The 14,183-nt window shown below is 69.0% G+C and carries 14 protein-coding genes; 13 read left to right on the plus strand and 1 reads right to left on the minus strand.

Translation table 11 applies throughout. The features are described 5' to 3' along the window. Window positions 1–3: 3 nt before the first annotated feature. From ACAV_RS23095 to ACAV_RS24845, 5 genes are all read left to right on the plus strand, one after another. On the plus strand, window positions 4–945 hold the full coding sequence (locus ACAV_RS23095; protein ID WP_013596993.1) for a YncE family protein: 942 nt from the start codon (window positions 4–6) through the stop codon (window positions 943–945). Between the two features lie 43 nt (window positions 946–988). Further along, a complete protein-coding gene (locus ACAV_RS23100; RefSeq protein ID WP_013596994.1) occupies window positions 989–1,981 on the plus strand; it encodes a TRAP transporter substrate-binding protein in 993 nt (330 codons plus the stop codon). Between the two features lies 1 nt (window position 1,982). Continuing rightward, window positions 1,983–2,918, plus strand: a complete 936-nt coding sequence (locus ACAV_RS23105; protein WP_013596995.1) for an amidohydrolase family protein — start codon at window positions 1,983–1,985, stop codon at window positions 2,916–2,918. Then, window positions 2,915–3,871 carry an amidohydrolase family protein gene (locus ACAV_RS23110; RefSeq protein WP_041828856.1) on the plus strand — a complete coding sequence of 319 codons (957 nt, stop codon included), beginning with the start codon at window positions 2,915–2,917 and terminating at the stop codon, window positions 3,869–3,871. Before ACAV_RS23105 ends, ACAV_RS23110 begins: the two co-directional genes overlap by 4 nt. A 69-nt stretch (window positions 3,872–3,940) precedes the next feature. Then, window positions 3,941–4,105: a hypothetical protein gene (locus ACAV_RS24845; protein ID WP_157768810.1), complete on the plus strand. Its 165-nt coding sequence runs from the start codon at window positions 3,941–3,943 to the stop codon at window positions 4,103–4,105. Between the two features lie 97 nt (window positions 4,106–4,202). On the opposite strand, the gene ACAV_RS23115 is transcribed toward ACAV_RS24845, so the two are convergent. After that, window positions 4,203–5,282 (minus strand): LacI family DNA-binding transcriptional regulator, encoded by a 1,080-nt coding sequence (locus tag ACAV_RS23115; protein ID WP_013596996.1) that lies wholly within the window; start codon window positions 5,280–5,282, stop codon window positions 4,203–4,205. A gap of 165 nt (window positions 5,283–5,447) precedes the next feature. On the opposite strand from ACAV_RS23115, the gene ACAV_RS23120 reads away from it, so the two are divergent. The 8 genes from ACAV_RS23120 to ACAV_RS23155 all read left to right on the plus strand — a co-directional run bounded on the left by ACAV_RS23120 (window position 5,448) and on the right by ACAV_RS23155 (window position 14,169). After that, window positions 5,448–6,209: a cytochrome b561 domain-containing protein gene (locus ACAV_RS23120; protein ID WP_013596997.1), complete on the plus strand. Its 762-nt coding sequence runs from the start codon at window positions 5,448–5,450 to the stop codon at window positions 6,207–6,209. A gap of 55 nt (window positions 6,210–6,264) precedes the next feature. After that, complete coding sequence (locus ACAV_RS23125) at window positions 6,265–7,377, plus strand: ABC transporter ATP-binding protein (RefSeq protein ID WP_013596998.1); 1,113 nt, start codon at window positions 6,265–6,267, stop codon at window positions 7,375–7,377. A 62-nt stretch (window positions 7,378–7,439) separates the two neighbouring features. Continuing rightward, entirely contained in the window at window positions 7,440–8,774 is a 1,335-nt protein-coding gene (locus tag ACAV_RS23130) for an ABC transporter substrate-binding protein (protein WP_013596999.1), read from the plus strand. A gap of 6 nt (window positions 8,775–8,780) precedes the next feature. Further along, window positions 8,781–9,671, plus strand: a complete 891-nt coding sequence (locus tag ACAV_RS23135; protein ID WP_013597000.1) for a carbohydrate ABC transporter permease — start codon at window positions 8,781–8,783, stop codon at window positions 9,669–9,671. Next, on the plus strand, window positions 9,668–10,543 hold the full coding sequence (locus ACAV_RS23140) for a carbohydrate ABC transporter permease (protein ID WP_013597001.1): 876 nt from the start codon (window positions 9,668–9,670) through the stop codon (window positions 10,541–10,543). Before ACAV_RS23135 ends, ACAV_RS23140 begins: the two co-directional genes overlap by 4 nt. An 83-nt stretch (window positions 10,544–10,626) precedes the next feature. Further along, on the plus strand, window positions 10,627–11,574 hold the full coding sequence (locus ACAV_RS23145; RefSeq protein WP_110089979.1) for an SMP-30/gluconolactonase/LRE family protein: 948 nt from the start codon (window positions 10,627–10,629) through the stop codon (window positions 11,572–11,574). After that, window positions 11,571–12,518: a YncE family protein gene (locus ACAV_RS23150; protein WP_013597003.1), complete on the plus strand. Its 948-nt coding sequence runs from the start codon at window positions 11,571–11,573 to the stop codon at window positions 12,516–12,518. Before ACAV_RS23145 ends, ACAV_RS23150 begins: the two co-directional genes overlap by 4 nt. A gap of 40 nt (window positions 12,519–12,558) precedes the next feature. Then, window positions 12,559–14,169: an aldehyde dehydrogenase (NADP(+)) gene (locus tag ACAV_RS23155; RefSeq protein WP_013597004.1), complete on the plus strand. Its 1,611-nt coding sequence runs from the start codon at window positions 12,559–12,561 to the stop codon at window positions 14,167–14,169. Window positions 14,170–14,183 lie beyond the last annotated feature (14 nt).

A 14,183-nucleotide genomic window follows, 5' to 3' on the forward strand; every position in this document is an offset into this window, starting at 1 on the left:
CCCATGACCCGCGAAACCCTCCTGCTGGTGCAGAAATGCGCCCACACGTTCAGCTTCTACGACGCGGCCAGCGGCCGGGCGGAGAAGCACATCGTGGTGCCCAACTTTCCGCACGAGTTCGTCGTCGATCCGGTGCGGCAGCTCGCCTACGTCGGGCACTACGGCATCGAGACCGCCAGCCACCTCGGCGACGAGGGCGGGCACTCGGTGTTCGTGATCGACCTGCAGCGCCGCGAGCACGTGAAGACGCTGAACCTCTGGCCCTACCACCGCCCCCACGGGCTGGCGGTGGACGGCCAGGGCCGGCTCTTCGCCATGTCCGAGGCGCACAACGTGCTGCTGCGCTTCTCCGACCCGCTGGCGCGGCAGGTGCCGGACCTGGCCGTGCCTTCGGGCGGCTACAAGACGCACCTGTTCGCGCTGACGCGCGACGCCGAGACGGCCTATGCGCTGAACCTGCTGTCGAACACCGTCACCAAGATCCGGCCCAACGACCCGACCTTCGCGCCCGTGGCCGTGGTGCCCGGCCCGGTGCCGGAGGGCAACGTGCTGTCCGCCGACGAATCGCTGCTCTACGTGGCCAACCGGGGCGACGACACGCTGGTGGCCATCGACACGGCGCGCATGGCGGTGGTGGCCTCGGGCAAGACCCGGCGCGATCCGAACCGCGTCTACCGTTACGTGGGCAGCGACGGTCAGGACCGGCTGCTCACCACCAATTCGGGCGAGCGGAGCCTGTCGGTGTTCGGCACCGACCTGAAGGAGCAGCGCTGCGTCGAACTGCCGGCCAACCCGCTGGCGCTGTCGTTCCACCCGAAGGAGCGCGCCGCCTACATCTCGTTCCAGGACGAGAAGGTGCGCCGCCTGAACCTGGACACCTTCGCCTTCGAGCAGGAGATCGCCACGCTGCGCGAGCCCGATTCGTCCTACCTCTGGATCGCCTGACCCGCCGCATACGCCCGACACACCACAAGACCAGGAGACACGCATGCAACGACACCATTTCCTCCGCACGCTGGCGGGCTGCGCCGCCGCGGCCCTGCTGACCGCCGCGGCCCCTGCGCAGGCGCAGACCACGAAGCTGCGCATGGCGCATTCGGGCGCCGAGACCGAGACCCAGCACCTGGCGGCGCTGGAGTTCGCCCGGCAGGTCAAGGCCCGCACCAACGGCCAGATCGAGGTGCAGGTCTACGGCTCCAGCGCGCTGGGCAACGACAACACCGTGATCGGCGCGGTGCGCGGCGGCACGATCGATATGGCGACCTCGGGCACGCCCTACTACACCGGCATGGTCGGCCGCATGAACGTGCTGGACCTGCCCTACCTCTTCACCAGCACCGAGCACGCCTACAAGGTGCTGGACGGCCCCATCGGCCGCGGCCTGCTCGACGAGCTGGAAGGCCACGGCATGAAGGGCCTGGCGTACTGGGAGGTGGGCTTCCGCAGCCTGACGAATTCACGCCGCGCGGTGCGCGTGCCCGACGATGTGAAAGGCCTGAAGATCCGCACCACGCCGAACCCGGCGCACATCAAGGCCTTCCAGATCCTGGGCGCCACGCCCACGCCCATGCCGCTGGCCGAGGTGTTCACCGCGCTGGAGAACAAGGCCGTGGACGGACAGGAGAACCCCGTCAACATCGTGCGCAACAACAAGCTCTACGAGGTGCAGAAGCACATGTCGCTCACGCGGCACGCCTACACCGCCATGCCGGTGGTGATGAACAAGGCGAAGTTCGCGGCGCTCAAGCCCGAGCAGCAGCAGGCGCTGATCGACGCGGCCCGCGCGGCGGCCACGTTCCAGCGCGACCTGATCCGGAAGAGCGAGGCCGGCGACATCGCCTTCCTGCGCTCGCAGGGCATGCAGGTGGAGGAGAACGTCGATCCCGAGCCGTTCCGCAAGCTGGTGGCCGAGCCCACGCAGCAGATGTTCGCCGACAAGTACGGCCGGCAGTTGATCGACGCCGTGCTGCAGGCGCGCTGACATGATCGACGCCACCGGAGACCCTGCGGCCGCGGAGGGCCCCGTGGTCGATGCCCACCACCACCTGTGGAGCTTCGCCCATGGCCGCTACCCCTGGCTGCAGCAGGACTACGACGCCGGTCGCTTCTTCCTGGGCGACTACCGCGCGCTCTGCCACAACTTCCTCCCCGCGCACTACCGCGCCGCCAGCGCGGGCTGCAACGTGGTGGCGACGGTGCACGTCGAGGCCGAACGCGACCGCGGCGAGCAGGTGGCCGAAACCGCCTGGCTGCACGCCCTGCATGCCGAGCACGGCTTTCCCAATGCCGTGGTGGCCCATGCCTGGCTGGACCGGCCCGACACCGAGGAGCGCCTGCGCGAGCACCTGCGCTACCCCCTGGTGCGCGGCATCCGCAGCAAGCCCGTCACGGCGCCCACGCCCGACGCCAGCGTTCGGGGGTGGCCTGGCACCCTGCAGGACGAGACCTGGCTGCGCGGTCTCGCCCTGCTGCCCGGGCTGGGCCTGAGCTGGGACCTGCGCGTGCCCAGCTGGCACCTGGCCGAGGCGGCCGAAGTGGCCGCGATGTTCCCGCAGCTGGCCATCGTGCTCAACCACCACGGCTTCGCCTGGGACCGCAGCGAGGCGGGCCTGCAGTGCTGGCGCCAGGGCATGGAGCGGCTGGCGCGCGAGCCCAACGTCCACGTCAAGCTCTCGGAATTCGGCCTGCGGCACGGCCCCTGGATCGAAGCCGACAACGCCCGCATCGTGCGCGAGACGCTGGACATCTTCGGCTGGCAGCGCTGCATGTTCGCCAGCAACTTCCCCGTGGCGGGCCTGCGCATCGGCTACCGGGAGCTGGTGTCCGCCATGTACCGCATGACAGCCCACCTGGGCCCCGAACGGCAGCATGCCGTGATGTGCGGCAATGCGCTGCGCTTCTACCGCATCGACGCATGAACGCCGACTTGCAGGCCGCGCGCGAGGAGTTCCTCGCCGCGCAGGACGACCGGCTGCTGCCCATCGTCGATGCCCACCACCACTTCTGGGACCTGGGACGCAACCCGCATCTCTGGCTGCAGCGGGAGCCGCCCATCGCCTTCCGCTACGGCGACTACCGCGCCATCCGGCGCGACTTCCTGCCCGAGCACTACCAGGCGGAGCAGGGCGGGCACCGCGTGCTGCGCCATGTGCTCATGGAAGGCGGATGGGACCCGCGCGACCCTATCGGCGAAGCGCTGTGGGTGGACCAGCTGGCCCGCAGGACCGGAAAACCCCACGCCCTGGCGGCCCAGGCCTGGCTGGACGGCCCGGAACTGGACGCGCAGCTGGAGGCCTATGCCCGCCTCCCCCTGGTACGCAGCGTGCGCCACAAGCCGCGCAGTGTGCCCCGCGCCGAGCACCGTGCCGGCTACGCGGCACCTGGTTCCATGCGCTGCCCGCGCTGGCGCAGCGGCTATGCGCGGCTGGAGCACGCCGGCCTGATGTTCGAGCTGCAGGCACCCTGGTGGCACTTCGGCGAGGCGGCCGAGCTGGCCCGCGACTTTCCGCGCACGCGCATCATCGTCAACCACGCCGGGCTTCCCGTCGAGCGCGGCCCCGAATCCCTGGCCGCATGGCGTCGTGCACTGGAGACGCTTGCGCGCGAACCGCAGGTCTTTCTCAAGATCTCCGGCCTGGGCGTCCCAGGTCGGCGCTGGACGCCCGAGTTGCAGGCGCCCGTGGTGCACGACGCGATCAGCATCTTCGGCTGGGAGCGCTGCCTGTTCGCAAGCAACCACCCGGTGGACGCGCTGGTAGCGCCGCTCGCCCAGATCTTTCAAGGTTTCAAGCAGCTGACGGCCGCGCGTCCGGCGCGGCAGCGGCTGGCGCTGTTCTGCGACAACGCAGCCCGGCTGTACGGGCTCGATTGACGTGTACCCCCGTCCCCGGCTCGCTTCGGCACCAGCCTGCCCGACAGCCAGAACAGCCCCTGCATCGACATGTTCAGCGGCCTGGGCGCCCATGCGGTGCCCATGCCGGTCACCAAGCTGGAGTCGCATACCGTGGATGCACAGAAGAGCCCCTACAGCCACACCGCATGCGCCGGCGAGGACACCGCGCGCGCGTTCTTCGCGGCGATCGAGCAGGCTCGCGGCAAGCCCTGAGACCGTCCGTCACGCCTGCGAGACATCTTCGAGCGGCAGGGCCCAGCAGACCGGCAGCGTTCCGCGGATACCTGTTCCCCCCGCCAGGGGCCGGGCGCTACGGCCGCTGTGTCGGCGTCCAGATCGTCCTGCCGGCGGCGGTTCGCAGGCCCTCGGCCGGCAGGCGCGCCGACCCGCGCACCACCAGTTCGCCTTCCACCACCCGCCGGACGCCGGAGAGGCCGTCTTCGATCGGATCGGACACCATGGCGATGGCTACAGCGGCGAGTCCGGCGGCGGACTGGGAAAAGGTGGTGAGGCCGACCATGCGCGCCGCCAGCGTGTCGTCGAAACCCACCACCGACAGATCCTGACCGGGCACGCGACCGAGTTCACGCATGGCGACCATCTGCACGGCGATCGCCATGTGGTCGTTGGCGCAGAAGACCGCATCGGGCGCGTTCGGCGCCGACAGCATCCGGCGCGCCGCGTCGGCGGCGCGATCGGCATCGAAGGCGGCGCCGACCACCACCGGCGGGCGCACGCCCGCCTCGGCAAGCACATGGCGGTAGCCCTCGAAGCGCTCTCCGCTGGTCGAGGCACCCTCGGTGCCCGCGATGAATCCGAAGCGGCGGTGCCCCGCGGCCAGCAGAAACGCCGCGACGGTTTCGCCGCCCTGGCGATTCGCGCCGGTGACGCAGGCCGTCATCGGAGCCACGGTAGTGCGGTTGACCAGCACCACCGGCACCCCGGCCGCCGCACATTCGTTCTCCATGCGCGAAGACAGGCCGATCGCGCACAGCACGAGCGCATCGACCCGGTAGCGCAGCACCTCGCCGATGCCCGGGCCCGCATCCTCGTCGCCGGCCGATACGAAAAGCCGCACCCCGAAGCCGGCCTCGCGCAATCCGCGCGACAGATGGGACAGCAGTTCCGCGTGGAAGCTGTTTTCCAGCCGGGTGACGGCGATGCCCACCGTGCGCGTGCGGCCCGTGCTGAGCGAACGCGCGAGCAGATTGGGCCGGTAGCCCAGGGCGCTGGCGGCAGCCATCACTTTCTCGCGCGTTTTTTCGGACACGCTGGCCCCGGGAGTGTAGGCGCGCGACACGGCGGAGGTGGACACCCCCGCCAGACGCGCGACCTCGTCGAGCGTCGGCACGCGGGCCTGCGCCCCCTTGCGGGGTTTATCGCCTTGCATGTCGGATCTCCGTTTGGCTATAGGTTGAAATACCGAATTGCAAGCGCTTGCAAATCGCTTGCGTCGAGATCTATCATACGCCTGTGGACTATTCTTCAATCCTTATTGCAACCGCTTGCATACCGCTGGCGCTGGCAGCGCTGCCTTACTGAGGCGGACTTTCCCATGGATACGGCAATGCTCTCCTCCTGGTGGACCTGGCTCCTGCTGCCCGCCAGCGGCGCGGCAGAGCACCACCTGCCTGCCTGGGCTGCCTGGCACGGCCGACTGATGGTGCTCGCCTGGGCGTTCCTGCTGCCGCTGGGCGTGCTGGCAGCCCGCTTTTTCAAGGTGGTGCCCGGCCAGCGCTGGCCGGACGAACTCGACCACAAGGCTTGGTGGCACGCTCACCGGCTGCTGCAGTCGGCAGGCATGGCGGCGATGCTGGCGGGGCTTTGGCTGGCCTGGGGCCGGGGCACCGGAGCCGGCGCGCTGGCGCAGTGGCATCACGTTCTGGGCATGGCAGTGGTGGTGCTGGGCCTGCTGCAGACCCTCGGCGGCCTCGCACGCGGCAGCAAGGGGGGCCCGACGGCACGCGAAGGGCTCCGCGGGGACCACTACGACATGACGCGCCACCGCAGGGTTTTCGAGCGGCTGCACAAGGTCGTGGGATACGCGGCCCTACTGCTGGCCGCCGCCGTGGTGGTGCTGGGGCTGCGCTTGGCCGATGCGCCGCGCTGGATGTGGCTCGTGATCGGGGGCTGGTGGTGCGCCTGGTGCATGGTCTTCGTGGCGCTCCAGCGGCAGGGCCGCTGCATCGACACCTACCAGGCGATCTGGGGCGACGACCCGGCGCACCCGGGTCAGCACCTGCCTCCCATCGGGCCCGGCATCCGCCGCTACGACCGCGACAGCTTCGCTCGGCGCTTCGGACGCCCGCCCTCCTGACTTGGGGCCTGGCGTACATCTGCCATTTTCACATTCCCAACATACCGACAACACCATGAGACAACAAAAAAACCCCGATACATCGCAAGCGCAGGACGCCGGTCTGGAACTGCGCGGCGTGATCAAGCGCTTCGGCGACACGACCGTGGTACAGGAGCTTTCGCTGCGCATTGAGCGCGGCGAATTCGTGGTGCTGCTGGGCGAGTCGGGCTGCGGCAAGTCCACCACGCTGCGCATGATCGCCGGCCTCGAATCGGTCTCCGCGGGGCAGATCCTCATCGACGGCCGGGACGTGACCGAGGCGCCGCCCAAGGCCCGCAACATCGCCATGGTGTTCCAGAGCTATGCGCTGTATCCGCACATGGACGTGGCCGAGAACATGAGCTTCGCCCTGCGCCTGGCCGGCACGCCGCCCGAGGAGATCGCGCGGCGCGTAGGCAACGCCGCCCGCATCCTCAATATCGACCATCTCCTCCAGCGCAAGCCCAAGGAGTTGTCTGGCGGGCAGCGCCAGCGCGTGGCCATCGGCCGCTGCATCGTGCGCGAGCCCGACGTATTCCTGTTCGACGAACCGCTGTCCAACCTGGATGCCAAGCTGCGCGGCCACATGCGGGCCGAGCTGGCCGTGCTGCACGAGCGACTGGGCAAGACGACCGTCTACGTGACCCATGACCAGGTGGAGGCGATGACGCTGGCCTCGCGCATCGTGATCTTCGACAAGGGCGTGATCCAGCAGATCGGCACGCCTGCGGAAGTGTTCAACCACCCGGCGAACCTGTTCGTTGCGAGCTTCATCGGCTCGCCGACCATGAACCTGCTGCCGGGCCGCCTGACGGACGATGGATTCATCCAGGGCCCGGGCTTTGCGCTCGCAGTTCCGGCGGGCATGGGATCGGCGGGCAGGGACTGCACCCTGGGCGTACGGCCCCAGGCCCTGCGGCTTGCGCAGGGCGACGAGCCGTCGCTGCGCATGCAGGTCAAGGTGGTCGAGTACCTCGGCTCGGAGAGCGTGCTGGTGGGCCATCTGGAAGGGCATTCCCAGACGCGGCTGACCGCCGTGGTGCCGGGGAACCGCAGCGACCTCACACGCCAGAGCGCCGATCTGGCCGTGCAGCCCTCGGACCTGCACCTCTTCGACACCGCTTCCGGGCAACGCCTGCAGGCCTGAGCCCGTTTCGCTGCATCCACCCCCGGGGCACCATCCACAACCACCATCCCATGGAGACAACCATGCAACGTCGCGACATCGTCAAGGCCGCCGGCCTCAGCGTCTTCGGAGCCGCCTTTCCCATCGCCAGCAGCCAGGCGCAGGACCGCTACGCCAAATACCGCGGGCAGACCATCGTCATCAGCGTGCCGTCGCACCCGCACTACGATGCGATGCACAAGCTGCTGCCCGCCTTCACCAAGGAAACCGGCATCAAGGTGGAGGTGGACAAGCTGCAGATCCTGCGCATGAAGGACAAGCAGCTGCTGGAGATGGCCAAGCCGCAGGGCGACTACGACCTGGTGAGCTATGTGGTGATGTGGAAGGGCGAATACGCCAAGAAGAACCTGATCCGCGAACTCGACCCCTTCCTGCAGAACCCCGCGCTCGCGGACCCGGCCTTCGACCTGCAGGACATCGTTCCGATCTACCGCGAGAACATCGGCCTGGTCGGCGGGCCGCGCGGCTACCTGGCCGGTCCGGGCGCCAAGCTCTACGGCCTGCCCTACGGCGCAGAAACCTCGATCCTGGCCTACCGCACCGACATCTTCGCCAAGCACGGGCTGAAGCCACCGGAAACCTACGCCGAGCTGCAGGCGCTGCTGCCCGTCATCAAGGCCAAGGAAGGCATCGGCGCACTGACATCGCGCGGGCAGGCGGGCCACCAGTGCGTGCATGCCTGGCTGCTGCATCTCGATCCGCTGGGCGGCAAGGTGTTCACGGACGACTGGAAGCCGCGCTTCAACGACGAGGCCGGCGTCAAGGCGCTGCAACTGCTCAAGGAGATCTCGGACACCGGGCCCGCCGGCATCCCGGGCTACGGCCAGGGCGAGATGATGACCGCCTTCCTGCAAGGCCAGGCGGCGATGTACCTGGACTCGACCATCCTCTTCGGGCAGGTCAACGACCCGGCCCGCTCGAAGGTGGGCGGCAAGGTCGGCTACATGCTGCATCCCAAGGGCGTGCGGCAGGCCTCGCAGTCGGGCGGACTGGGCCTGGCGATTCCGCGCAACGCCCGCAATGCGGACGCCGGCTTCCTGCTGATGCAGTGGCTCGCTTCCAAGCCGCAGGACATCGCGGTGGCGAAGGCAGGCGGCATCCCCAGCCGCAACAGCACCCTGTCGAACCCCGACCTGGTGCGGCAATACCCCGAATACACCGTCATGCGCGAGCAATTGAAGTATTCCGACCCGGACTGGCGCCCGATCATCCCGGAGTGGGACGAGATCAATATCCAGGCGCTGGGGGTCGCGATCTCCGAAGTCCTGATCGGCAGGAAGCAGCCCCGGGAAGCCCTCGACGGCGTGGTGCCCAAGGTCTCCGACATCATGCGGCGCGGCGGCTATCTCAAAGGGTGATCGGCCATGAAGACTCCCCGTTGGGTGCCGTGGATCTACGTCGGGCCGGCGGCCCTCGTCATGGCCGCGGCTTGCCTCTATCCGGTACTGTCCGCGCTGCGGCTGGGCTTCTACGACTGGAGCATCGGCACCCCCTGGTCCGACGCACGCTGGGTTGGCCTGGACACCTTCACACGCACGCTGCAGGAGCCGGCCGTCTGGCAATCGCTCTGGATCACGCTGCTGTTCTCCTTCGTCTGCGTGACGGCGGAGATGGTGCTGGGCATCGCCCTGGCGCTGGCGCTGGAAGACCGGCCGGGCCGGCCGCTGCGCGGTACCGCGTTCTTCCGCACGCTCTTCATCCTGCCGATGATGATCGCGCCGATCGCGGTCGGCCTCATCTGGCGCTATGTCTTCGATGCGCAGTTCGGGCTACTCAACGCACTGCTCGGCGTGGTCGGCGCCGCACCTCAGGCCTGGCTGGCCGATGAGCACCTTGCCTTCGCTGCCATCGTCATCGCCGACATCTGGCAGTGGACGCCCTTCGTCTTCATCATGATGATCGCCGCTCTGGCCAATGTGGACGGATCGGTGCTGGAGGCGGCGCGCATGGACGGCGCCAACTGGTGGCAGACCACCTTCCGGGTCAAGCTGCCCATGGTGATGAGCGTCATCGTGGTGACCCTGCTGATGCGGCTCATCGACGCCTTCCGCGTGCTGGAAGTGATCTACATCCTCACTTTCGGCGGGCCGGGCGCCTCGACCGAGATCCTCTCGCTGCACATCTACAAAACGGCTTTCGTCGGCCAGCAGCTGGGCGCCGCCGCCGCGATCTCCGTGCTGCTGCTCGCCGTCGTGGCGGGGCTCTCCTGCCTCGCGCTGCGCCTGTCCAACCCGCTTGCCGAGGAGCATTCATGAACGCCCCCGCCCTGCCTCCGACCGCCGCCCTGCGGCGCCCCGGCCGCTACCGCGCCTTCCAGCCGGCGGACCTGCTGCATTACGCGGTGCTGTCGCTGCTGGCGCTCTTTTGCGTGCTGCCGATCGCGGTGATGTTCGCCACCTCGTTCAAGCTGCAGAGCCAGCTGTTCTCGACGGGGCTGAACTTCTTGTTCGTGCCCACGCTGGAGAACTACCGCGAGGTGCTGTTCGGCGACAACTTCGACCGCTACCTGGTCAACAGCCTGATCGTGGGCGTCAGCGCCACCGCCATCACGCTGGTGCTGGGCTGCATGGCCGCCTACGGCCTGGTGCGGCTGCGTTTCCGCGGCCGGCAGGCGATCGGCTACGCCACGCTGCTGCTGCGCACCGTGCCGCTGGCGGTGCTGGCGGTGCCGGTGTTCATGATCTGGTCGCAGGCGGGCCTGGCCAACTCGCTCGCGGGCCTGGTGCTGCTCTACGTGGCGGTCAACCTGCCGTTCACCATCTGGCTGCTGTACGGCTTCATCCAGCAGGTGCCCGTGGAGCTGGAAGAGGCCGCCGCCATCGACGGCTGCGGACCGGTGGAGGTGTTCTGGCGGATCGTGCTGCCGCTGATCCGGCCGGGCCTGGCGGCGGCCGCCATCTTCACCTTCCGCATCGCATGGAACGAATTCATCCTGGCGCTGGTGCTCACCGACCGCGCCACCCGCACGCTGCCCGTGGCCGCTTCGCTCTACGTCACCGACATCGGCGTGGATTGGGGGAAGGTCATGGCGCTCGGCAGCCTGATCGCCATTCCGCCGCTGATCTTCACCTTCCTTGCCGCACGCCAGATCATCACCGGGCTCACGGCCGGGGCCGTGAAGGGTTGAGAAAGATCCTCATGCAGCACTCTTCCATCAACCGGCGCTCCGCCGTGTCCTCATTGCTCGCCATCCCAGCCTGCCTGAACGCCATGACCACCCCGCCCCCACCCACCTTCCCTGCGCCGGAAATCCTCGACGATCGCCTGGCACCCGTCCTGCGAGGTGCGGTTCTAGAACGCCTCTGCACTGGCGCCACCTGGAGCGAAGGCCCCGTCTGGATGCACGAAGATGCCTCCGTGCTCTGGAGCGACATTCCCGCCAACCGCATGCTGCGCTGGTCGCCGCAAAGCGGCATGACGGTCTGGCGCGCCGGCGTCGATTTCACGAACGGCCACGCGCGCGAGCGCAACGGCGACCTGCTGCACTGTTCCCACGGCCAGCGCGCCATCGTCCGCACCCGCTGCGGCCCGAGCGGCGTGGATGCGGCCACGGCGGACGAGGTGGTGGTGAGTCACTACCAGGGCCGGCGACTCAACTCGCCCAACGACGTGGTGGTGCGCAGCGATGGCACCATCTGGTTCACCGATCCGCCCTACGGCATCCTGAGCGACCGCGAGGGCCACAAGGCGCCTTCCGAACAGGCGGCCAACCACGTGTTCTGCTTCGACCCGCGCACCGGCCAGCTCACCGCAGCCACGTCGCAAGTCGAGGAGCCGAACGGACTGGCCTTCTCGCCCGACGAGAAAACGCTCTACGTGAGCGACACCTCGGCCGCCCTGCGGCCCCAGGGTGGCCGCCACCGGATCGTGGCGTTCAGTGTGCAGGGCACGCGGCTTGGCGCCATGCGCGTGGTTGCCGACATCGCGCCAGGCGTGCCCGACGGCTTTCGAATCGACCGACACGGCTGGATCTACACCAGCAGCGAGGACGCCGTGCAGGTGCTGGCGCCGGACGGCACGCGGCTCGGTCGCATCCCGGTGCCAGAGAAGGTCGGCAACCTCACCTTCGGCGGCCCGCTGCGCAATGAGCTCTACATCGCGGCCAGCACCTCGCTCTACCGCATCACCCTGCACACCCAAGGAATCCAGACGCCATGACCCCGTTCCGCGACACCCTGCTGCTGGTCGAGAAATGCAGCCACTGCTTCAGCTACTACGACATCGAGAGCGGGCAGCGCCTGCACAGCATCGCGCTGGGCGAGTTTCCGCACGAGTTCGTCGCCGATCCCGAAGGTCGCTTCGCCTACGTGGGGCATTACGGCGTGGAAACCTCCGGCCACATCGGCGCGGGCGGCACGGCGATCTTCCAGATCGACATCGCCGCGAAACGGCTGGTGCGCACCATCGAGCTGGCGCCCTTCAACCGGCTGCACGGCATGCAGATGGACCGCGACGGACGCCTGTACGTGCTCAGCGAAGACCGCGCCCAGCTGGTGGTGCTGGACCATCCGGCCACCGACACGGCGCCGCGCCGCGCCGTGCCCGTGGGCGGCATCAAGAGCCATCTCTTCGCGCTCACGCGCGACGGGCAGACCGCCTTCGCGATGAACCTGCTCTCGCACACCGTCACCCGCGTGCGGCCCCACGACGCCACCGTGGCGCCACTGGCCTGCATGCCGGGCGAGAAGCCGGAAGGCTACGCGCTCAGCGCCGACGAGAAGACGCTTTACGTGACCTGCCGCTGGAGCAACACGCTGTGCGCCATCGACACGGAGAGCATGCAGGTCGTGCGCCGTGCGCCCTCGCGCGACGATGCCACCCGGCTCTATCTCTACCGCGACGGCCGGCTGGTGGTGACCAACTACGGCGACCGCAGCCTCTCGATCGTCGATCCGCACACCCTCGAAGAGCTGGCGCACGTGCCGATGCCGGCGCGCGCGATCGCCCTGAGCTACCACCCGGAGCGGCCCATCGCCTTCGTGTCGCAGGACGACGACCGGGTGGGCATCTTCGACATGGACACCCTGAAGTTCAGCCGCTTCATCGCCACTCAGCGCGAGCCCGACGTTTCGTGCGTGGTGCGCCTGCCTGAAGGCGCCTGACGCAGCACCGCCACGATTTCCTGCACAGCACCACAGCACCATGCAACAGCATCAGTTCACGCATTTCCAACCCACGGGCGAGATGGTCATCGGCGTCGCCACGGCGCGCGGCACCGAGGGCAGCCAGCGCGCCTTCGACCCTGCGCGCAACAGCGAGATCGCCGAACCCGCCTTCGGCATGGGCGGCACGGCGGAAGTCGATCGCGCCTGCGCCCTGGCGCGCGACGCCTTCGACCCCTACCGCGCCCTGCCGCTGGAGCGCCGCGCCGCCTTCCTCGAAACCATCGCCGGCCGCATCCTGGACCTGGGCGATGCGCTCATCGCCCGTGCCCAGGCCGAAAGCGGCTTGCCCGCCGCCCGCCTGCAGGGTGAGCGCACCCGCACCGTCAGCCAGCTGCGCCTCTTCGCCCAGGTGGTGCGGGACGGCCACTTCCTGCGCGCGACCATCGACCCGGCCCTGCCCGCGCGCCAACCGCTGCCGCGTGCCGACCTGCGCCTGGCGAAGATCCCGCTCGGCCCGGTGGCGGTGTTCGGCGCGAGCAACTTCCCGCTGGCCTTCTCGGTGGCGGGCGGCGACACTGCCGCGGCCCTGGCGGCCGGTGCGCCGGTGGTGGTGAAAGCCCACGGAGCGCACCTGGGCACGTCGGAAATGGTGGGCCGCGCGATCCAGCAGGCGGTGGCCGACTGCGGCCTGCCCGAGGGCGTGTTCTCGCTGCTGTTCGGCGCGGGCTACCAGATCGGCGAGGCGCTGGTGGCGCACCCGGCCATCAAGGCGGTGGGCTTCACCGGTTCGCGCCAGGGCGGGCTGGCGCTGGTACGGGTGGCCAACGCGCGGCCCGAGCCGATCCCCGTTTATGCGGAGATGAGCAGCATCAACCCGGTCTTCCTGTTTCCGGCGGCGCTCGCTGCGCGCGCAGAGGCCATGGCTCGGGGCTTCGTGGATTCGCTCACGTTAGGTGCGGGCCAGTTCTGCACCAATCCGGGTCTGGTGATCGCCATCGACAGCCCAGGCCTGCAGCGCTTCGTCTCCGCGGCCAGTGAGGCACTGGCGGCCAAGCCCGCACAGACCATGCTGACGCCGGGCATCCACCAGGCCTACGCCGCCAGCACGGCCCGGGCCGAGGAGGTGGCGGGGGTGGAGAAGGCCGCATCAGGCCTGTCCGCCGGCGACATGCCCAACGCCGCGAGCGCAGCGCTCTACGCGACCGATGCGCAGTGCCTGCTGTCGTCTCCCGCACTGATGGAAGAAATGTTCGGGCCGGCCTCCGTCGTCGTGCGCTGCCGCAGCCTGGAAGAGATGCGCGCGGTGGCCGAGCACCTGGAAGGCCAGCTGACCGCGACGCTGCAGATCGACGCGGACGACCAGGCGGATGCCGCGCAGCTGCTGCCGGTGCTTGAACGCAAGGCTGGCCGCATCCTGGCCAACGGTTTCCCGACCGGGGTGGAGGTCTGCCACGCCATGGTGCATGGCGGGCCCTTCCCCTCGACCTCGAACGCCCTGTTCACCTCCGTAGGCTCCGCCGCCATCGACCGCTTCCTGCGGCCGGTGTGCTACCAGGATCTGCCAGATGGCCTGCGGCCTGCGGCGCTGCAGGACGGCAACCCACTCGCGCTCTGGCGCCTGGTGGACGGCGCATTCGTGCAGCGCTGAAGGGTGGCGCGCCC

This window comes from Paracidovorax avenae ATCC 19860, assembly GCF_000176855.2.
Classification (GTDB): Bacteria; Pseudomonadota; Gammaproteobacteria; order Burkholderiales; family Burkholderiaceae_C; genus Paracidovorax; species Paracidovorax avenae.